Here is a 19,902-nt window from a genome sequence, read left to right on the forward strand (position 1 = left end):
TCTATATAAGTTGAACTAAAGAATATTTACACTTGCCACTCCAATGACAGAACAATCTTCCGATCGCTGTTATCCCCAGATTTTTTGATTCTTCTTTCCTAAAGGGAAATCCGGGGATAAAGGCGAACGCTCCGCTTCTTCAGATTATTTCTGTCCTCTCCGTTCTCGTGTAAATGTTAAGTTCAATTTATATATACGTTGATGTCTATTTATGCCTGTTCCGAAAGGGCAGTGCTGCAGTGGTTTTTATTTAATGGAGCCTTGCATTACACCTTGAATAATATACTTCTGTGCAAACAGATATACGACCAACACAGGCAATAATGTCAGTACAAGTCCAGCCATCAGCGGGCCGTAATCCACGGTGTAGGTACCGTAGAAATAGAACGTGGATAATGGCAATGTCCGCTGTTCGGAAGAAGTTAGCACCAAGGAAGGCAGCAGGAAGTCATTCCAGATCCACAGAACATTTAGCACCGCAATCGTAACACTTGTTGGCAGTAACACCGGTAACACGATGCGAAAGAAGGTCTGTACTCGTCCACACCCGTCCATGAGTGCCGCTTCTTCCAATTCCAGCGGAATGCTCTTGATAAACCCATGATAGATAAATACGGCAAGTGGGCTACCAAAACCGATATACATGTAAATAAGCGACCATTTGTTATCAAGCAAGCTCAAGGAACCATAGATTTTTACGAGCGGAATCATAATTGCCTGAAAAGGAATAATCATCGCTGCAACCATCAGGAAGAACAGGTATTGATTCAGCTTGCTATTGTGCCGTACAAAATAATGAGCCGTCATCGCTGCGAACAACGCAATCAGTACTACACCCAACACCGTAATCAGCAATGAATTGCCGAATGCAGATATATACCCCATTTTGTCGAAAGCGCTCACGTAATTATCCCATTGGAAGGATGCGGGTAGACCCAGCGGATCTGACGTAATGGCCTGATTAGCCTTAAATGAATTCGAGATCAGTAGTAGAAATGGGAAAATGAAGACTATCATCGCTACGATTAAGGAACATAATTTAGCCATGCCCAGCATACGAGATTGTCCAGCCATCATGCCTCCACCTCCAACTTCTTACTGAAATACACCTGGAGCAATGTAATGGTGGCAACAAGAATAAACAGTACAAACGCTTCTGCTTGACCCAATCCGTAATCCCGTGCCAGGAATGCTTGCTCGTACACATGCATGGATACCATTTCCGTGCTTTTGAATGGTCCACCGCTCGTTAACGAGACGTTGAGATCGTAGACCATAAAGCCACGCTGGAGCGATAGGAAAATACATACGATGAACGATGGTACCATGAGTGGCAATACGATACGTCCCAACATCCTGCGGTTACTTGCCCCGTCTATGCTGGCCGCCTCCATCACGTCTTTGGGTACATTCATCAAGCCTGCAATGTAGATGACCATCATATAACCTGCATATTGCCATACCGTCACGATCACTAGTGCCCAGAAAGCTTTGTCCGGGTCTGCCAACCAGGAGGCTTGGAACAGGGGAAGGTTCATCTTTTGTCCAGCAAATACGAATACCTGGTTGAAAATAAACTGCCAAATAAAGCCCAGTACAATTCCGCCGACCAGATTAGGTAGGAAGAAGCCCGCCCGGAATAAGCCCTGTGCCTTAATTCCACGAGTTACCGCATAAGCGAGCAGAAATGCAACAGCATTGGTCAGCACCACGGTAATAAATACGTATTCCAGCGTCATCACAAATGATTTCCAGAACACCGTGTCCTTGAACACGCCGATATAGTTATCCCAGCCCACGAGACTTTGCTCAACAGCAATCCCGTCCCAGTTCGTAAACGTCAGATATATCCCATACAAGAACGGAATAATCATGACTGTACCAAACGCAAACAGCGTCGGGCCGGTAAAAATGAGCCGGGTGCGCAAGCGAGCCCATAATCCTTTTTCGGTCAGCATCGTCATCCTCCACTCTATCCCAAGATGTTTACCGTTGGTTGGCCTAAGACGAATCCAAGTGAGCATAGATCACCCCTCACCTGAATCGTCCAAGGCATACCAACCACTCTCTATGTGTCAATCAGGTGCTCTGCGACAAAGAGGTAGAGAAATCACACCGTTCTCTGCTCTGCCCAAAAGCTCCTATTTATTTCACGTTAGTCCAGTAGCTCTGAATTTCTTTGGCAAGTGCATCACGATCAATCACGTCAGCCAAATATTTCTGCATGGAAGCACCCAGTTTCGACCAATGATCGGCTGGTAGTGTGCTCATGGATTCCTCAATGTTGCCAGCTTTGATGTAGTCACTGATAGACTTACCAAGCGGGTCAGCCGGTTCCAGTGTAATATTGCTGAATGCCGGAATGATGCTCGCTTGATTCACAAGGAAATCCTGTCCTTTCGACTCATACACGATCCAGTCCAGGAATTTCTTCGCTGCTTCCTGCTGTGCTGGTGTGTTCTTTTCCTTGTCGATCAAAATGCGTTTGGATACCGCTGCAGAGATTTGCTTATTGCCAAAATCGTCTGGATTGTTACTCACAGGCACTGGCAAGAAGCCATACTGTCCGTCTGCTGTGTCAAAGCTGTCGATCTGTGGCCATGCCCAGTTCCCTTGGAACCAGATACCGACCTCGCCTTTTCCTAACACTTCAGGTCCACGCTCATATGTACCGGAGAGTGGAGAAGCTTTGTCGATATTGTTGGCTTTCATAAGATCAAACGTATCCATCAGGCCGTTAAAGACCGCATTGGAAGCCAAGTCCACTGTACCCGCTTTCAAATCAAGAATGAATTGATCGACTTTGGCACGATCCGGCGACTGTCCACCATAAGCAAGTGCAAGGTAGTGCGCTCCAAGCGACCAATCCATTGGTGAAACAATGAGAGGTGATTTGCCGGTCGCTGCAATTTTCTGGAACAGCTCATTAAGCTGTGCAGTTGTTTGTACCGTTTGTGGGTCAAATGTGCCGCCTACAGCCTCATCCAACACTTTCTGGTTGTAGATGAAACCATATCCCTCAATGGAGAGTGGAAAGGCATAGTTTTTGCCATCAAATGTCGTTGCTGCTGTGCTGTTCTCAACGGCATCCTTCATCCATTTTTCAGAGGTAAGATCCAGAACACGGTCCTTAAATTTCTCTACATCCCCTGTATCCAGCATCATCATCGTTGTTGGATTGCCGGAAGCGTATAAAGCGGATGCTTTCTCGAATGGCGACTGTCCGTTACCTACAGGTACAATCTCCACCGTAATGTTAGGGTTATCTGTCTGAAAGTCTTTTGCCGCCTGCTCTAGCTGGCTATTTATCTCTGTCTTAGAATTCAAAAACGTAATCTTCACGTTGTCACCAGATCCACTGGATGCATCTGTTCCCGATCCTGATTGTGTACCGCCACATGCCGAAAGAATGACCACCATAACTAGTGATAATATGGATAACTTCGCCCATTTCCGCTCTCTTCTCATCTGTTATTCCCCCCGTTTATGAGTATGCATGAAAGAAACCGCTTACAGGACTGATTATAATGTCAAAGGTTTGACATGTCAATCGTTTGACATAAATAAAAAAACGACCCGATCAGGTCGTCTCTCTCTCCACCAGGGTCACTGGCAAAATGTTCTCGATCGTCATTTCTTCTTCTGCAATTTGACGACGAATCAGCTCCACCGCAAGTTCAGCCATGCGTTCCACAGGTTGCCTAATCGTCGTAATGCCTGGCAGCACATAACTCGCCGCACGAATGTCATCATATCCAATGATAGAAATATCCTCTGGAACTTTGCGCCCACGAGCAATAATTTGTTTTAGCGCATGAATTGCAATCAGGTCACTAGTCACAAACAAACCGTCTACTTCAGGATGCTCCACCAGTAATTGTTCAACCAATTCCGTATATTGCTCCTGACTGAACACGTTCAGATTCGTTTCATGTGTAGCGATTGGTTTGATGCCGTGTGCCTCCAGCTTGTCCACAAATCCTGCTGTTCTACGATTGGAGAGCATCTGCAATCCTAGATTACCGCAGATATGAGCCACCTTCCTTCTGCCTTTTGCAAGAAGTAATTCAGCAGCCATAACCCCTCCCTGATAATTATCGGAGGAAATAAACGGAATATCCGTACCAATCTGACGGTCAAAGGTAACAATAGGCGAATGCAGATTCATATACTCGTCTACTTCAAGTGTATGGCTACCCATAATAATGCCATCTACCCGGTTTCCTTTAAGCATTTCCACATACTCTCGCTCTTTGGAGGGCTCCATATGGGAGTTACATAGCATAATCTTGAACCCATGCTGATACGCATAATACTCAATATAATTGGCCATCTCACCAAAAAACGGATGGGATACATCAGGAATAATTAAACCGATGACATTGGACTGTTTACGCAAAAGAGAACGGGCAATCTCATTTGGGCGATAATTCAATTCACTCATCGTCTGATACACTTTATCCCGGGTTTTCTGACTGATATAACCCCGGTTATTTAATACACGCGAGACGGTAGTTACGGACACTCCTGCTCTGAGTGCAACATCATGAATTGTTGCCATAACAACCTCTTTTCCTACAACTTTATTAAGTTCATTAATATCATTAAATAGTATAAACACATTTCGCGCCCTGAACCAATGACTGCTACACCCGCATTATTTCACTTCAACATTCTTTCTCGGCATACTGTGCATGGACCCATGTGTTACATGAGCTTGAACTACATAGGAGCCGTGCTCTTCAAATGTATACTCTACCTCGTAGATGCCATCTTCCACTTCGCTAGCCGTCAAAGCCCCTTGTTCCTCCAGCTTCTCAACGGTCATATAACCTTCTTCAGGTGACACCTGAGCAGGCTCATTAAGTTTGTTCCAGATCTGGAACTGCACTTGATCCGCATCGCTAACTGGTGCATCGCCCTGTGTAAGCTTCAGCTGTAATGACACAGGCTCATTAGGTGATGCCTGTTCCGGAACCATAAGCTGTACTTTGATCATGACTGGCATCTCGCCCGATGCATTCTGCTCCTGATAAGAGCAACCCGCGGTCAGTATAATTAACATGATAAAAGACATACACCTCAGAAAACGTCCGCTCATTAACTATCTACCCTTTCTTAACAGAGGTTGTTCAAAAGGTTCCTTTTGAACACACACTTACAAAGAAGATTTGGATGCTTTGCCAATGCCCCATAGCGCTACAATAATGATAATAAAGGCGATCAGAGCGAGCAATGGAATCGTAATGAAGCCGAACCAATTCAGATAATCGGTGTAACAAGGAACCTTACCACAAGCCACGGCATTGCCCGTAGCCGAGAAGATACGCTGAATCGTAACGTGATATAACGATATTCCGCCACCAACAAAGCTAAGCGGCAGTACATATTTGGCAATGCCCACATCGTCCTTGAAGTAAGCAATGCCGAGCACAATCGTTAGCGGATACATGAAAATGCGCTGGAACCAACACAGATCGCAAGGAATGTACCCCTTAATTTCACTAAAATATAAACTGCCTCCTGTCGCAATGACAGAAACGGCCCAAGCAATAAATAACCGCGTGTCCACATTTCTCGCCGAACGCTCCGGTTTGGAAGATGTACTCATTCCACTGTCCCCTTTGAATTTGCTCATACTAAATAGATCATACATCATTGTAGGCTACATCGGCTATCCAAGCTGTTATGTAAGTCATTACTTGATGATTATACCAAATATTTGAATTTATTTGGATTTATTCGTGGTCACATTGAATATGTCCATCCTACTCCATAGTTTATCATCGAAACGAAATTGGTATATAACAAAGCTGCCCACTACATCCCAAAGCAGCATGTAGTGGGCAGCACAATAATATTAGATGATGATTACCAGCTAAGTTCTTGTATTCACTTTTCAGAATTACATGGATTTGGTCAGTGTAATGGAACCGTCTTTTTGTGCCCATTTCACATCCCAGTTCAGCAACTCAGCAATGAAGCGCAGTGGTACTTGCGTACGACCATCTTTGTTGACAAATACAGTGGACCCTACGTTTTTCTTCACACCATTAACTTCCATCACATTGTTGTTCACCCAGAATTCGAGCGTATCGTTGCCAGCCATGACCGTGACTTGCTGTGCTTTTTTATCCCATTTCACGGTTGCACCAATACCTTCACTCAGGAAACGCAGTGGAATGTAGGTTGTGTTTTTCCAAAGTACTGGAGTTGTATCCATATTGGTTGTTTTGTCGTTAATTTTCAGCATTTTGCTGTTCACTTGCATCCATACCGTTGTCATATCTGGAGCTGGTGCAGGCGTTGTTGGGGCTGCTGGCTCTTGGAACTTATCGTTGAATTGAGTCACAATCGCGTTACCCAACGCTTGACCTACACCGAACATCACTTTGAAGCCTTCACGATTCGTGGTGTAAGAAGCATCATAATTGCCTGCTGCATATTGGTCGAGGACTTTTTGCACTTGATCTTCATGAGTTGTTAGAGCCTGTTGTGCTGCTGCTTTTGGCAGATTACCGGCTGTTGCAGAATCCAGGAATGATGCGAACTCGGTTGTGAATCCATCAATACGTTTCTGTACGGCTGCACGAGCCGTCGCATCGTTGTTTTTAACGGCTTTTACATAATCACTCTGTGCATTAACATGGTTGGTTACCCAAATTTTCTCGAACGCGTTGGCACCATCGTTTCCGTAAATGGAAGCAATGGCTGCTTTGAAATCAGCGGTGTTTCCAGCTTCAGATGTAACCAGTGCGTTGGAAGCTGCTGTGCGTCCATCGTATTCTTCCTGCATTTGCAGAGCAGAGAGCGCAAAGTGTTCGGATGCCAAGTGGTTGAGTGCAGATCTCAGATCAGCTGCTTTTGTATCCGCTTTGGTGTTATTGAATTTCTCAGGCATTTGGGTCGTGATGGCAGTGGAAAGTGCTTTACTTACATCAAACATCTCCTTGAACCCTTCACGATATGCTTTATAGGCATCGCTATAATCTCCAGCTACGTATTCATCAAATACTTTTTGCACGAGATCTTCATGAACTTGCAAAGCCTGTTTGGCTGCTGCCTTTGGCAATTTACCTTCAGTCGCTGTACTGAGGAATGTAGAGAATTCATCCACAAAACCGTTGATGTTTGCTTGAGCTTGCTTGATGCCAGCTTGGTTACCCATTTTGGTTGCCTTCACCAGGTCATCGGTGTATTTGTTATGTGCACGGAAGATACGTTCGAATTCCTTCGCACCAGCATCACCATATAGGGAAGCGATCGCTGGCTGCATATCCAATGCATTCTGATCTAATGCTTTGTATGCTGCATCGGCATCCTTTGCTCCATCATAGGCTTTGGCCATCGCGGTTACGGCGAGTGCAAAGTGTTCAGACAATAGGTGATCCAGGTTCGCTCTAAGGTCAGCGGCAGGTGTATTCACCGATGCTTTCATCATTGTCATTGGTGTCTGTGGTGCGGGAGCGGCTCCTGCAATCCCTGGCATCAACAGTGTCAAACTAAGTACAGGTGCGATAAACTTCTTCATTTTCATCTTCATCATGTATTCACTCCTAGTGTCGTTTTGGGTATCATTTCTTTCCTTGTCGTCATGTTCATAGGGTGTAACGTATGCATTGCAGATTCGGATCACTCCAAATTCAAAAAAAAATCGCAACCCCCATGAAAGAGAGTCGCGAAAGCCCGTCAGGACAAGGATTATTCAACCTTTTAAATTTGAAATTTTCTTTCCTAAAATCAATGATTAATCCAGGATAAGGGCACTCCCCCTTCCTTTTTTTGTATGATACAATGATGTCATATGGTAAATCGCCAATTATTGTAATTCATTAAATTAACAGAAAGGCGCCTTCAAATGATTTTGACTATTGCCATTATCTTCAGTCTCGTTGGATTACTTATGTTAATTGCTCCATCTGTTCTGTGGGTTATCACGGAAAAGTGGAAAACTTCTGACGCTACGGAACCTTCTGCTCTTTATAGATTTTCCGTTCGAATCGGTGGGGCTGCCTGTTTAGTTATTGCGGCTTATGCAACATACGTATTATTTGTATAACGACATATGTACTGATTCATATCTATTATTTCAAAAGGGAGGTCGAGCATACGTTGTTGCCTTATATCTTAGTTATTGCGATCGCTTTATTTGGTGGAATTGCTACGCTGGTTATTGGTAATTCGAAAGCGAATCAAACTAGCAATCCGGATTATGACCGCAAAACCAAGCAAAATCTGAGCCGGCTTTCGTATGTATATGTTTTTGCAATCGTGTTTGGCGTAGGTGGATTAATCCTTTATTTAGTGAACTAAATCTTTCTCAGCCAGCAATTGATTCTCTCTACCACTCTGAATTCAACTCATTACCATCTGACATTTACCGAGAAACGCTAGATTCCGCTCGACATAGGGAATTGTTGGAGCAATGATTCCCTTCTCTCTTATAATGGCTAGCAATCCACGAATAACCCATAGATGGATCTGTTCGTATAGAATCACCCGATTAACGTCGCGCCCTTCAGAGCGATATCCACGTTCCAATTGAACCATTCGCTCCTCCAGCTCGCACACTGTGATTGAGGAAGAACAAGTAGAAGACAGTATAGCTGCTAGATCAAAATGATGGTTCCCACTCCGTACTTCTCCGACATCAATGATATACATATCACTCTCCGTGAATAGCACATTCCACAGTCCAAGGTCCCCATGTATTACAGCCGTATGCGTCGATTGATACACGCTGCACTCCTCCACATGATCTGCCAATCGCCGTATTATCTCTGATGATGAATCCAGCACTTCCCACTTACCGCTTCCCATAATAAAGCTAGAGCAAACCGATCCTCCTGACCAAGTCTCGTCATATCCAGATGCATAATACGTTGATGGAAACGTGCAATCACTTCACCTAACTCAACATAATTCAGGCTTAGCGAGTGCTGTGGCACTACTTTATCAATATAAGTCTGAACATTATAAATCATATGCCCAAGGGTAATATAAGATAGACCTTCCTTTGTACACTGGATGCTTGGTGATAGTTTTGCAGGTGCCAGTGCCTGGTACACTTCATATTCGGCCAAAGCCTGTCGTTCATCCCTAAGCTGGCGCAACACATAGCTACCTGACGTGGTCTGCAGCAACATGGCCGTTGAACTTGTTCCTTGCTGCATCGTTGTGCAATTCATAATCTCCCCCATCACATACTGTGACGCTATATACCTCAGATCCATGTTGATCATATTCCCCTCTTCCTTTCGTTCATCGTTTTGTTTGCTCTCTCTTTAAGATCATCATAACCTTTCCCTCATCGTTAACCATGACGCATATGTTTACAAGTTGGAGATAATTCAGAATTATTCTGGATATGTTCGAGGTTTAATATAAAGCCATAAGGGACAGCGAGCCCACAAGATACCAACCAATTTTAACTCTAAGGAGAGATAGATGATGAAAAAAAACATGAAGAAATCCGTAGCAACGATGATGGTACTGGGAATGACGTTAACTGGTGCAACGGGAGTATTTGCAGGTACACAATTGGAGAAAATCTCCGCCTATCTTAACCACGGAATCAGCTTCAACGTCGATGGTGCCGCTTACTCACCTACAGATGGCAATGGTAACAAACTAGCTCCAATCACATATAACAATTCCACGTATCTGCCTGTACGCGCACTGGCTGATGCACTGCATGTACCCGTATCATATGACAGCCAAAAAGGACAAGTGATTATCGGTCAAGCGACTAACAATCCAACAGCTCTCACCAATGTAACGTATACTTCAGCGCAAAAAGAAGCGATCCAAAAAGCCTTTGCCCAATTTGACGGTTTCGAGACTGCTTATGCACCACAACAAATGACTACAGGCGACACGTTCAAAAGCGTAGGTGCTGGTGGCGACGGTGTCAGCTTTGTATTCAATCATATGAAGGTTGATATCTCACCAAGAGATTATTCAGACGGCTATTCTAGCAAAAATGTGAAACTGTCCAACGGAGTTACTGCTAAATGGTACACTCCAGACAAAACCGGTATGCTGACTTTCCAACTGGATGATCGTTACGTTACCATTAGCTCCCCAGACCACAAGCTGACGCAAGCGCAGTTGCAACAAGTTGCGGTCTCTGTTCAGAAAACCAACAGCAACAATGATCAAGGCATCACGGCCTTCGCAGATGTGAATTACACCAAGCAACAACAAGATAACATCCGTAAGGCATTTGCGAAGTTCGACGGATTCAAAACCGCGTATGCGCCGCAGCATATGGTTGCCGGAGATGCATTCAAGAGTTTAGGCGCTGGTGGTGATGGTGTAAACTTTGTATTCAATCGCATGAACGTAACAGTATCACCCAAAGACTATTCATTCAGCTATGATGGCAAAACGGTTAAATTACCAAATGGCGTATCTGCCAAGTGGTATACTCCTGATCAAACCGATCTACTGACCTTCCAACTGGATGATTGTTATGTAACGGTAAGCTCGCCGAACAACCAATTAACTCACGCTCAACTGGAGCAAATGGCAGTCTCTGTGCAGAAGCTGAAATAAGCTTGGGTTGATATTCGATACAAGGCTATCCTTTTCGAAATAGAATCATAGAAAGCCATACCCGTAGGAACGGATGATGTCCTTCTCGGGTATGGCTTCTGTTTTAGATTTAGGTTTTAGGTACAGTTGGTGCTACGTATATTCTGCCTTGTTACACCATCTAGAGCCAGACTAGGACTCAGCAACCTCTGTTAAACGGATCATTCTCCTGTAGTGCATACAATCCATCAGATCCTCCCAGTCCAGATCACTCGCATTGGCATCACGATAAAATACGGTAGCGGCGGGAAGAAAGCCCACTAATGGCCCCATACCTCCACAGATCATGGAGCCACCGTCTCCACCTTTTGGCTGCATCTCTCCATCGTCATCCAGCGTAAGTTCGTACGTATATGGATCACCGACAAATTGCACGCCAAAAAAGTTGGGTAGCTCCAGATCATAAGGTCTGTCAGACTGATCTACTAAGGCAGTTAGAGGTTCAGTGGAATCATCCATGGGGTCGTCCGCTTCCTGTAAGTCACCAAAGTGTTTTAATTTTAAGGTGTAATCGAAGCTGTCGCCCCAAGGAAATAACGTACGGCATCCGCCTCCATACAAATACTCCCACTCATCCTCAGTTAGCACACCAAACCCCGCTTCCGCTTCTTCCTCCAGTAGATCCTCAAGAGCCAAATCCTCATTGAACCAAAAGATCCGGATATCTTCACCCTGGCGAACTAAGCGAAACTGTTGGTATTGTTCGTATTCGTTCAGCTTACCGTGCCTGAACCCCTCCAACGCTGCTGCAAAATCAGTATCATCCTGCTCTACTGCCTCTTCTTCTGTCACTTCGGTCCAGCCAAGGGAATGAGTGCGGCACTCTACCAGCATCGGGGCAATCTCTACCTCCCTTACAGGCGACATCTGATCGCTCAGAAACGAGTCTACATCCTCTACGCCATACTCACTCACCGTTTCAAGCATGTCGGCAGACGTTTCTTCGTTCATCCCCTCCTGCCAGCCATCCCAACCAAGCGTTACCCGATCTCCTGGCACAAATACAAACTGTTGCCCACCACAGACGAATACACCGGTCTCTGTTCGCTGACCGTAGCGTTCAAATGTCTGTAGACCTTCATATCTCATCTGCTCTGGTAGCTGACGAGCAATTGTGTGCATCCATTCCTCTTTCTCTAGAGCGGATAGACCTTCCCACACGCTTCGCTGTAACGATTCCATTCTCTCATCCTCCTTGGTTGGCAAGCTTAACCGTTTATTTCCCCGCAGCTTGCAACAGTTCAAGCAGTAACTCTTTGCGTCTTCCATCCGCCTTACGAGCCAGTGTGGCTAATTTCTCCACCTTGCCCCAGATTGGATACAGCACATGCTCAACCTCATAAGGCTTTAGACCGTTCATCTGCTGCACAAGCAGAGCCAGCTTGTCTTCACTTTCCAGATCAGGAAGAATCTTCAGCTTTAAGCTATCCGTAGCACGGCGCAGACAATCAACTAATATAGGTGCAGAGTGGGTAGTTACACCATATTTCTCGGCAAACGCAGTGATGAATTTATCCTGCACCAGCTGGTGCTCATCATCTACATGATTCATGTAGTACGCTACCAATGGAAAACACTGCTCATCCGTGAGTCCCAGTCCAAAAGTTGCGTAGCTGCCCGTCATACAGTTCTTTTCCCCTTCTGTATCTGCATAGAATTCGAATTGTTCGATGGCTACACGAGCATATTGTTCAAGAAGCGAATGCAGACCTGCATATTGCAGGGCATTAGCGAAGAAGCGATGTGTATCGGACTTGGCAAGTCCTTTGATCGGTAAATATTGCTTATCACTAGATTTCAATTTGATTTTATAATGTTTCGGGAATCCCCGTTTCAGTAAGTGAATAATAAATGTAAGAGCTTGTTCATAGGCAGATGCTTCTTCCTGGCGTATGTGGATGGTGATGAGCGAATATACATCGTTTGCTTTGCACTCAACCTGTTTATTTTTGACACAGATTTCTTCCTTATTAAAAGTTCCACTACCTTCATCCATCATACGTATTGCTCTTTTACTGCCCAATTGCACAGCAAGCTCCATGAAGGTAAGACCTCTAGGTTTACTGTAGCTCGGTTCGTACCGAAGAATCATAACCGCTCCATATAACAGCAGATCAATCGGTTGCGAGAGCTGTTCTAGGTTTTCATTTTCATCCAGTTGCCAGGTCTCCTGCTGCTCTAGAACTGCACCTGGCTTGAGCGTATACTCATTCGCACGGTAGGTAGAAGTTTGAATATCATAATATTTCGGCAAAAATTGATTCTCAGCCCAATCGGTTAGAGCATGGATCATGTTCATACGATGCTCCGCGAGTGCCTCCGGACGGCTCTTATTCAACTCCTGAATCCGATTATAGATCGCTATCGTTCGTGCTACATCTAATTCAGGAAACAAGTTCACGTCAAGAAGATGCCGTGTTAAGAAGAACGATTCCAGTGGCTTCGTGGGATATGTACCATTCTCCACCTTATTGACTACATAGGAATACACACGTTCAAGTAATTGCTGTCTCTTCTCTTCATGGAGGTAGTCCAGCAACGTTAAGTGCAGCTTGCCTTCGGTTGTTGGGAATTTCCCGCGAAAGGTAAAATGGTAATCAATCATCGGAGTATGTACCCATTGCTCCAACTTGCCTTTGACCACCTCCACAAGCTGCGGTTGAATCACCGAACGTACCTCTTCCGGGGTGAAGAAGCCTGCATTCTTCGATGTAAAGCTATCGTCCAAGTCCAGGTCTGCACTATCTATCGTTGTTCGCCCAGGTTTATAATCTAGCAAAATATCGTTGAAAATACCCACTTGCAACGTAGTTCGTTGCACAATGCTGTCCAGATCTGTGCGTTTCGCCTGTTCATCGAACCATTCATGTATCTCCGCAACCATCTCTTCAACAGCTTCACTAATTGTTGTAGTCACTTGTTCTCCTGCCTTTCGCTATCTGTTATGTACTCTTCTCTTGCAGTATCTACATTCTCTTATACAATCAGATTGGCCCTAGGCCATCCTTGATATCTGCGTGTTAACATACGTCTACCACCTATTATTCTACTAGTACAAGCCTGATCGAAACAATGAGACTTACGAACGGTTGTTTAGGCGAACGCTTCGCTTCTTCTGGTTATTTCTGTCCTTTCCATTATCGTGTAGATATAGTTCAACTTATATATTGAATCAACAATGATATCGCTTACATTTATTTTCATGAATAGGTATGCTTTCTCTTTCCACCGGCATGCTCCTCCTTATGGAACCGGGAAGGGATGACGTTTGATGCTTCTTTCCTATTCGAATTACAGCTTCAGGGTTTAAGCTTGTCCCACGGCAGCGTTCGAACCAGCCAGATTCAGATTAGACCTAAATGGGCGAACTGCACATCCTACTTGTCTGTTTGTTCTTACAACGTTTCTCATGATGAGGAAGCGTGCTCGATGTTTTTTTCATACGGGTCGCCTGGTTATATTCATTGATTAGTTCATCCAAGACCATAGACTGGCGAATCACCTCGGGATGCCATAGATCCGGGTATTGATTCGCAATCTGATAGAGTCGCTGTCTCGCCTTTTCAATACATTCCTGAATGGTTTCCGGATTCTGCACCATACTCCCGCCCCCTGTTGTCCTTCAGTATTGTTCATCCAAAAAAGACCATCTATTATAATATTCGGAATACTGATCGTTTTGGATTACCCCAAAATCGAATTTTTGTATTATTTTTCTTTTTAAGGGCGAAATACGCACTAAATATGTACATTGGCTGTAGAGTGTAAAATAAAAAAACAGATAGGCGCTTATGCCTATCTGTTCTTGCTTTATGCATCTGTTTATCTCAATCCAATATCCGCAAAACGATTACCAATCGTTTCGGGGAAGGCCTGTTTAATGGCATCAATTGCCTTTTGCTCTCTGACCCCTGCCCGCTGAATCTGCTCAATTACCTCTTGTACACTTTGCGGTTCTCTTGCATCCCAAGCGGCTGAGTCATCTATCACCTCAACGATGTTGGAGTAATGATCAGCCAGCAAGGCATACTCCCGAATGACCCGATCCATATGTACCGACAGATGCTCCAACGCTGCAACATATAACGCGATATCCTGTCTGGACTTGGCGTAATAGCGTAGGACAATTTCCGCCTCAACGGTGTCATACGTTCCTGACTGAAGCGCTGCAGCAATGGTCGTATAGGCTTCTGCTCCGCAGGCATAATCTTGGGGTGGCAGCATGTAATCATGGGTTTCCCATTTGTAGACAGCCTGGATTAACGATTCCTTGCAGACTTCCCATACATCGACCGATTGATGAGCTTCTAGTACTTGATAATACCAATATGGGGATTCATTTTGTCCAAAAGAATGATATGGCAAGGGAAGCATCTCCTGTCCCTCACGATTACAAATATAGATCACTTGCTCGGTATCATCATACCCAGCAGCAATGACAAATTGATTATGCCACACAATAGCTCCCACGCCGCGGTTAATACTTGCCTTGATATCATGCAACGCCTGCTTCTGATATAGCGGAAAGGTGGGTTCAAACGAAAAACCTGCCGCCTGGCTCGCCGTTACACCTATGAAGTCAGCAGCTACAAAATTCTCTGCCATCCAATTGTATGCCGAGATTGACTCTGCGGTTAGACGCCGATCAACCACCAATCGAAAACTACTTGCTGTCATTCCCGCAATCGTATCATGAGTGAAATCATTCCATCGTTGATGCTTCAAAATTCGATATAACACATCCGAATATGAGCTTTTGACCCGCGACCGTCTCTGATCATCTGATATGTGCCGTTGCTGTGAATGATCTATTAATCCGTTCAATAGGACCCTTGATTCCATCGCTACCACCTCCCTCCTATCTGGCTGAATGGGCTCCCCATCTGGGTACTGTAGAGCGTTTACGATCAGGGTATTGGGATGAGATCATTCGAAAATAATCGATGGCTTGCTCCTCCAGCCTCTTCGCCTTCAATAATAGCTGTGCCAGTTCATTAGTAGTGTCTTGGCGTAAGATCCATCTACCCTCTTGCTGAACGATGCACACTTTCATCTCGTGGATTAATACGCCAATCTGGTGATAACATGCGTGAGCCTGATCCAGTTCGTTCCATAATTCTCGTACATTCTGCAAATACATCTGAATCTCAGTGCGGGACTGACAATAGACGTCCAAAATATAAGCCGCTCCTGATGCATCATAATCTGTACGTTGCAGCGCCTGCACCCACACATCGTAAGCCAGCTTACCAGAAGTAATATTACGATCCGGCAGCAGACGATACGGAGTATCCCAATCCTCTATCGCTATCCGTAAGGATTCCAACACCATCTCCTGTTCTGCAATGTGGACTTGATCTCCGAATATCTGACAATACCAGAAGCCAGTGAAATTCAGCCCAAAATTGTCATACAATACAATTTGTGATTCCTCACTCCACCCATCCTGCACATAGAAGATTCGGTCATTGTCATCATAACCGTGAATGACACCGAATTCAGGAATCCAGTAGATCACACCTCTACCTTCATCCAGACTACGTTTCACCCAATTCACAGCATCCTGTTGGTAATAACTGAACGTAGAATGTCGTGTACGTCCACCATCCCAGATGGTGAAGGTACCCAAGTTATCAATGCCAGGACGATGCGCTTCTCCCCACTGTCCGTAGGCTGTTACCGACATAGGAAGTAACTTCTGATGCACCGCCAGTTTAAAAGCCATGCCAGTGTATCCAGCAAGCATATATTTTGAGCCTTGAAACTGACCCGTATGAGTCAATATGGCATGCAGGCTATCCACATACGATTTGGATTCCCGTTTCATCATGAGTTTATCTAATATGACTTCAGCCAAGACACGACCTCCTTTCTACGCTGTCTATTCCACGTTTGCTTCCCGCTGAACCGCTAATCTATCCAATAAGTGCTCTGCGCGTTGCTGAAGCTTTCTCCTGAGCCAACCTGGCGACAACAGCTCCTCCCACTCGCTACGGAACAAATGCTGGAGGAACGCGTCGGTATCATGAAATTCAATAAAATAAATCTGATCCTGTCGATCCCGAATCGCATATCCATGCCACAGTTCAAGTTGTTGTATTTCCTTCAAGCGAATCTTCGCTACGAACGGTTTGCGGACTGGCAATGGCTCTTCCCACCCACCAAGCAGAGCATCCGCCTTGTATTCGAACCTCTCCTCCGAGATTGACATATGAACGATGCCTTCCAACCGAATGCTCATTTGCTGCACAGGGTCTGCTTCATAAGCAATCACATAATCGGCATTAAACTGTGAGATCAATTTGAGAGGGCACAAAGAAAGCTGCCTTTCTCCGGCATGATCCCTATAATGAATGTGTACTCGGCATGAATCGGCTATGGCATGGGTTAACAATTCAACCCATTGCAGTTGTTTCGGTTGCGCTGCAAATACGGGAAGTTCCCTATTCCCATAGATTGTTCCTCCAACGTAAAACGCTCAAGCAGATGTGCGACACGTTTCACTGACTCTGCCTGCTCATAATCATAATGCCGATAACGATGTGCCAGATATTTTAACACTTGCTGCTCTTCCTCTGTCATATATAAATGGGGCAGACGATAAGTCTGATCCTCGTAACAATATCCACGGTACTTCGCCATATATAGCAAAGGAGCACGTAGGGAGATCGCCATATATTCAATATCCCGCTGCGCTTGTCGACGCGAAATTTCGAACTCTCTTGCGAGCCAGCCACTATTAGGAAAACGCCCACTCCGAATTTGCTCGTCAAACCAGTGAATACGATGCATATTGCTCATCTTCCCACCTCCTTTTCACTTAAGCTCACTGCTTCTATTATAAGAGCATTCCGCTGAATTCCAATCCTGTCTGGTACACCAACAGAGCCTGTTCAATCGAACAGGCTGCGCTGCGTTATACAGTCACCTGATCCACTCTGGACTGTACTGCTTTCGAACATTTCTTGCATACTTTCAACATCGTGCCATCTGTCTTGGTTTGGGAATACAACAATTTGATACGTGTACTGCTACATACCGGACATGTTCCGCGTCCTCTGGATGGAAGACTCCACAGCACGCGTCCTCTTTTGGTTTTTGCCAACGTTTGTGAACCTCTTTTCAATAAGTTTTGGTGTGTTCACCGTTATTATAGAGGTCATGGTACGACACAGAATGTCGCAGCAGTTTGTGAAAACGCGGTGCAGGATGCCCTTAAGCGAGATTGAAGACACGCCCTGATTAGATGCAATAAAAAATGCCCCCTCTTCAGCTTGAAGAAAGGACAAATTCTAGGCGTGGTCGCTATTCGTTTGAGCTGCTGCCTGTAATAAAGGCTCTAAGAGCCCTGGGAAACGTTGTTCCAGATCTTCCGATCTTAAGGTCAGGAAATGCTGCGTTCCCTGTACTCTAACTCGAATTACGCCCGCTTCTCTCAACGTTCGGATGTGGTGCGACATGGTCGATTTCACAACAGGTGCATGGAAATGACTACAAGGCTGTTCTCCACTTCTCGCTGCCTCTGCGACAATACCAAGCCGTGTTGGATCACTCAAGGCATACAACACGGAAGAAAGCTCGATATCCTTCACTTGAGGATGATGCAATATTTTCATACTGTAGTCTCCTTTTTTCAGACTATCCATTGTATTTTAGCACAGATTCATGATATATTTCTAAAGTTCGATACCAATCGAACTTTATTTATTCATTACGTTAATGTACCCATGCGGTTAGGCAGGGGTTAACATCATATCACATTTTGCAAATGTTACATGTAGTTTCTGAAATGTTGCGAAATACTAATTTATAGGAGGTTTTATATGAACAGCACGGTCACTGCATCATCCGGAGAACAAACCTCCGGACTACAAGAAAGGTTACTCGTCAGCTTGCTTGGCTTCACGGTTGTACTCGTCGTGATGAACACGATGATGTTCAATCTGGCATTGCCCAAGATCGCAGCCGAATTCACGCTCTCATCCGTTGCTTCTTCCTGGATTGTTACAGGTTACTCTATTGTCTTTGCCATCTCTTCCATTACATTCTCACGTCTATCGGATTTTGTGCCGATTCGCACCTTGTTTACAACTGGACTTACCTTGCTCGGCGCTGCGTCGGTTCTCGGTTTTTTCAGTAACCACTTTATCGTGCTACTCGTTGCGCGTTTGATTCAAGCGATGGGTGCGGCATCCATTCCGGGACTGGCTATCGTTCTTATTACTCGCTATATCCCAAGTGATCGCCGTGGTAAATCGATGGCTGTTATTATGTCTGCCAGCTCTCTTGGTCTTGGACTTGGGCCGGTCATCGGCGGAAGCATCACACAGTTTTTAGGTTGGCATGATCTGTTTATCGTTACTGGACTATCTCTATTCCTAATCCCTGTATTCTTCAGACTGCTCCCAAGTGAGATGCCGAAAAAAGGTTCGTTTGACTTACTCGGTGCGCTTCTACTTGCCATTGGGACAACAGGCATTCTGTTATTCCTCACCTCAAGAGAGTGGATAACCATTGTCGTTGGGGTTGTTGCATTATTGCTATTCTGGTTACGGATTCGCCGTGCAGTGGATCCATTCGTACAGCCTGCACTGTTCCGTGACAAAAAATATATGGTTCTCAGCTCACTAGGCATTGTATCGTACATTAATAACTTCTCGACCTTGTTCCTATTGCCGCAGATTCTGGCTCATTTATATGCACTGACTCCTGCTCAATCTGGATTAGTTATCTTCCCGGGTGCAGTTGTATCGATGCTGCTGTCCAATCGAATTGGCCGCATGATTGACCGACATGGAAATACACTCTTGCTGCGATTTGCACCGTGGTTGTTGTTGGCGGCCGCTGGCTTGTTCGCCCTATTTGCACATAGCAGCATTTACGCCATCATGGCGGTATACATTTTGCTTAGTGTGGGCTTCTCCGCTCTGACAACCAGCGTGTCCAATGAACTGTCAGGCAATCTAACGATGGATCAGGTTGGTGCAGGCATGGGGCTGTTCCAATTAAGCCAGTTCTTCAGCGGCGCCTTCAGCGTAGCTGTGACGGGTGTTGCCTTGACGGCTATGCAACAATGGACACTGTCCTCAGCATATAGCATTATTTTCTGGGGCATGACAGTTGTTGCACTTGCAGCGGTTATATTCTCTCAGTTGTACTTACGGATGCAATCGCGCAAGAAAACGACAGCTTGATTCTAGAACGTGTTCACAGGTGAGCAGGATTACAGCACAAGACATCCTAAGTCAGGGAATTCCACATGGGAATTCACCTGGCTTTTTGCAATGGTGCAGGTAATCGCACATT

Annotated in this window: 22 protein-coding genes; 4 read left to right on the forward strand and 18 right to left on the reverse strand. The window is 45.1% G+C overall.

Annotated features, from left to right (window positions below):
- Positions 1-246 precede the first annotated feature (246 nt).
- The 7 genes from DMB88_RS25850 to DMB88_RS25880 all read right to left on the reverse strand — a co-directional run bounded on the left by DMB88_RS25850 (position 247) and on the right by DMB88_RS25880 (position 7,546).
- Complete coding sequence (locus DMB88_RS25850; RefSeq protein ID WP_217363760.1) at positions 247-1,077, reverse strand: carbohydrate ABC transporter permease; 831 nt, start codon at positions 1,075-1,077, stop codon at positions 247-249.
- On the reverse strand, positions 1,074-1,958 hold the full coding sequence (locus DMB88_RS25855) for a carbohydrate ABC transporter permease (RefSeq protein WP_128103621.1): 885 nt from the start codon (positions 1,956-1,958) through the stop codon (positions 1,074-1,076). Before DMB88_RS25855 ends, DMB88_RS25850 begins: the two co-directional genes overlap by 4 nt.
- Positions 1,959-2,145: 187 nt before the next feature.
- Positions 2,146-3,468 carry an ABC transporter substrate-binding protein gene (locus DMB88_RS25860; protein ID WP_128103622.1) on the reverse strand — a complete coding sequence of 441 codons (1,323 nt, stop codon included), beginning with the start codon at positions 3,466-3,468 and terminating at the stop codon, positions 2,146-2,148.
- Positions 3,469-3,580: 112 nt separating this feature from the next.
- Positions 3,581-4,561 carry a LacI family DNA-binding transcriptional regulator gene (locus DMB88_RS25865; RefSeq protein ID WP_128103623.1) on the reverse strand — a complete coding sequence of 327 codons (981 nt, stop codon included), beginning with the start codon at positions 4,559-4,561 and terminating at the stop codon, positions 3,581-3,583.
- A 96-nt stretch (positions 4,562-4,657) separates the two neighbouring features.
- Positions 4,658-5,065, reverse strand: coding sequence for a FixH family protein (locus DMB88_RS25870; RefSeq protein WP_164848791.1), 408 nt, complete (start codon positions 5,063-5,065; stop codon positions 4,658-4,660).
- 93 nt (positions 5,066-5,158) lie between these two features.
- Entirely contained in the window at positions 5,159-5,611 is a 453-nt protein-coding gene (locus tag DMB88_RS25875) for a disulfide oxidoreductase (RefSeq protein ID WP_056693144.1), read from the reverse strand.
- 294 nt (positions 5,612-5,905) lie between these two features.
- Positions 5,906-7,546, reverse strand: coding sequence for a copper amine oxidase N-terminal domain-containing protein (locus DMB88_RS25880; protein WP_368028224.1), 1,641 nt, complete (start codon positions 7,544-7,546; stop codon positions 5,906-5,908).
- A gap of 312 nt (positions 7,547-7,858) precedes the next feature.
- Here DMB88_RS25880 and DMB88_RS25885 point away from each other — a divergent pair, with 312 nt between their 5' ends.
- Together DMB88_RS25885 and DMB88_RS25890 are read left to right on the forward strand one after the other, a co-directional pair.
- Entirely contained in the window at positions 7,859-8,059 is a 201-nt protein-coding gene (locus tag DMB88_RS25885) for a DUF6199 family natural product biosynthesis protein (RefSeq protein ID WP_164848792.1), read from the forward strand.
- 53 nt (positions 8,060-8,112) lie between these two features.
- Entirely contained in the window at positions 8,113-8,313 is a 201-nt protein-coding gene (locus tag DMB88_RS25890) for a hypothetical protein (RefSeq protein WP_128103625.1), read from the forward strand.
- A gap of 42 nt (positions 8,314-8,355) precedes the next feature.
- Here DMB88_RS25890 and DMB88_RS25895 read toward each other — a convergent pair whose 3' ends face one another.
- Entirely contained in the window at positions 8,356-8,739 is a 384-nt protein-coding gene (locus tag DMB88_RS25895; protein WP_254438350.1) for a phosphotransferase, read from the reverse strand.
- A gap of 35 nt (positions 8,740-8,774) precedes the next feature.
- Entirely contained in the window at positions 8,775-9,242 is a 468-nt protein-coding gene (locus tag DMB88_RS25900; protein WP_128103627.1) for a phosphotransferase, read from the reverse strand.
- 205 nt (positions 9,243-9,447) lie between these two features.
- On the opposite strand from DMB88_RS25900, the gene DMB88_RS25905 reads away from it, so the two are divergent.
- A complete protein-coding gene (locus tag DMB88_RS25905; RefSeq protein ID WP_254438351.1) occupies positions 9,448-10,557 on the forward strand; it encodes a stalk domain-containing protein in 1,110 nt (369 codons plus the stop codon).
- A gap of 171 nt (positions 10,558-10,728) precedes the next feature.
- On the opposite strand, the gene DMB88_RS25910 is transcribed toward DMB88_RS25905, so the two are convergent.
- From DMB88_RS25910 to DMB88_RS25945, 9 genes are all read right to left on the reverse strand, one after another.
- Positions 10,729-11,778 carry a hypothetical protein gene (locus tag DMB88_RS25910; RefSeq protein ID WP_128103628.1) on the reverse strand — a complete coding sequence of 350 codons (1,050 nt, stop codon included), beginning with the start codon at positions 11,776-11,778 and terminating at the stop codon, positions 10,729-10,731.
- 34 nt (positions 11,779-11,812) lie between these two features.
- Positions 11,813-13,513: a DUF6138 family protein gene (locus tag DMB88_RS25915; RefSeq protein ID WP_368028225.1), complete on the reverse strand. Its 1,701-nt coding sequence runs from the start codon at positions 13,511-13,513 to the stop codon at positions 11,813-11,815.
- 438 nt (positions 13,514-13,951) lie between these two features.
- Positions 13,952-14,197, reverse strand: a complete 246-nt coding sequence (locus DMB88_RS32220) for an aspartyl-phosphate phosphatase Spo0E family protein (RefSeq protein WP_128103629.1) — start codon at positions 14,195-14,197, stop codon at positions 13,952-13,954.
- Between the two features lie 221 nt (positions 14,198-14,418).
- Positions 14,419-15,438: a hypothetical protein gene (locus DMB88_RS25925; RefSeq protein ID WP_128103630.1), complete on the reverse strand. Its 1,020-nt coding sequence runs from the start codon at positions 15,436-15,438 to the stop codon at positions 14,419-14,421.
- A gap of 16 nt (positions 15,439-15,454) precedes the next feature.
- A complete protein-coding gene (locus DMB88_RS25930; protein WP_254438352.1) occupies positions 15,455-16,453 on the reverse strand; it encodes a C39 family peptidase in 999 nt (332 codons plus the stop codon).
- Between the two features lie 24 nt (positions 16,454-16,477).
- On the reverse strand, positions 16,478-16,990 hold the full coding sequence (locus DMB88_RS31575) for a WYL domain-containing protein (protein ID WP_254438353.1): 513 nt from the start codon (positions 16,988-16,990) through the stop codon (positions 16,478-16,480).
- Positions 16,984-17,397, reverse strand: coding sequence for a hypothetical protein (locus DMB88_RS31580; RefSeq protein ID WP_254438354.1), 414 nt, complete (start codon positions 17,395-17,397; stop codon positions 16,984-16,986). The genes DMB88_RS31575 and DMB88_RS31580 overlap by 7 nt, the downstream gene beginning before the upstream one ends.
- Positions 17,398-17,512: 115 nt before the next feature.
- Positions 17,513-17,701 (reverse strand): hypothetical protein, encoded by a 189-nt coding sequence (locus DMB88_RS25940; protein WP_128103631.1) that lies wholly within the window; start codon positions 17,699-17,701, stop codon positions 17,513-17,515.
- A 187-nt stretch (positions 17,702-17,888) separates the two neighbouring features.
- Positions 17,889-18,212, reverse strand: coding sequence for an ArsR/SmtB family transcription factor (locus tag DMB88_RS25945; RefSeq protein ID WP_128103632.1), 324 nt, complete (start codon positions 18,210-18,212; stop codon positions 17,889-17,891).
- A gap of 207 nt (positions 18,213-18,419) precedes the next feature.
- Between DMB88_RS25945 and DMB88_RS25950 the strand changes: the two genes are divergently transcribed.
- Positions 18,420-19,790: an MFS transporter gene (locus DMB88_RS25950; protein WP_128103633.1), complete on the forward strand. Its 1,371-nt coding sequence runs from the start codon at positions 18,420-18,422 to the stop codon at positions 19,788-19,790.
- Positions 19,791-19,902: the final 112 nt, after the last annotated feature.

This window comes from Paenibacillus sp. DCT19, from assembly GCF_003268635.1.
GTDB lineage: Bacteria > Bacillota > Bacilli > Paenibacillales > Paenibacillaceae > Paenibacillus.

Bases quoted from the DNA above. Each gene is read 5' to 3' on its own strand.
- DMB88_RS31580 (WP_254438354.1), bottom strand. From the start codon at position 17,397: ATGAGCAATATGCATCGTATTCACTGGTTTGACGAGCAAATTCGGAGT.
- DMB88_RS25925 (WP_128103630.1), bottom strand. From the start codon at position 15,438: ATGGAATCAAGGGTCCTATTGAACGGATTAATAGATCATTCACAGCAA.
- DMB88_RS25905 (WP_254438351.1), top strand. From the start codon at position 9,448: ATGATGAAAAAAAACATGAAGAAATCCGTAGCAACGATGATGGTACTG.
- DMB88_RS25875 (WP_056693144.1), bottom strand. From the start codon at position 5,611: ATGAGTACATCTTCCAAACCGGAGCGTTCGGCGAGAAATGTGGACACG.
- DMB88_RS25945 (WP_128103632.1), bottom strand. From the start codon at position 18,212: ATGAAAATATTGCATCATCCTCAAGTGAAGGATATCGAGCTTTCTTCC.
- DMB88_RS25860 (WP_128103622.1), bottom strand. From the start codon at position 3,468: ATGAGAAGAGAGCGGAAATGGGCGAAGTTATCCATATTATCACTAGTT.
- DMB88_RS25855 (WP_128103621.1), bottom strand. From the start codon at position 1,958: ATGCTGACCGAAAAAGGATTATGGGCTCGCTTGCGCACCCGGCTCATT.
- DMB88_RS25880 (WP_368028224.1), bottom strand. From the start codon at position 7,546: ATGATGAAGATGAAAATGAAGAAGTTTATCGCACCTGTACTTAGTTTG.
- DMB88_RS25850 (WP_217363760.1), bottom strand. From the start codon at position 1,077: ATGATGGCTGGACAATCTCGTATGCTGGGCATGGCTAAATTATGTTCC.
- DMB88_RS32220 (WP_128103629.1), bottom strand. From the start codon at position 14,197: ATGGTGCAGAATCCGGAAACCATTCAGGAATGTATTGAAAAGGCGAGA.
- DMB88_RS25910 (WP_128103628.1), bottom strand. From the start codon at position 11,778: ATGGAATCGTTACAGCGAAGCGTGTGGGAAGGTCTATCCGCTCTAGAG.
- DMB88_RS25900 (WP_128103627.1), bottom strand. From the start codon at position 9,242: ATGATCAACATGGATCTGAGGTATATAGCGTCACAGTATGTGATGGGG.
- DMB88_RS25870 (WP_164848791.1), bottom strand. From the start codon at position 5,065: ATGTTAATTATACTGACCGCGGGTTGCTCTTATCAGGAGCAGAATGCA.
- DMB88_RS25885 (WP_164848792.1), top strand. From the start codon at position 7,859: ATGATTTTGACTATTGCCATTATCTTCAGTCTCGTTGGATTACTTATG.
- DMB88_RS25950 (WP_128103633.1), top strand. From the start codon at position 18,420: ATGAACAGCACGGTCACTGCATCATCCGGAGAACAAACCTCCGGACTA.
- DMB88_RS25865 (WP_128103623.1), bottom strand. From the start codon at position 4,561: ATGGCAACAATTCATGATGTTGCACTCAGAGCAGGAGTGTCCGTAACT.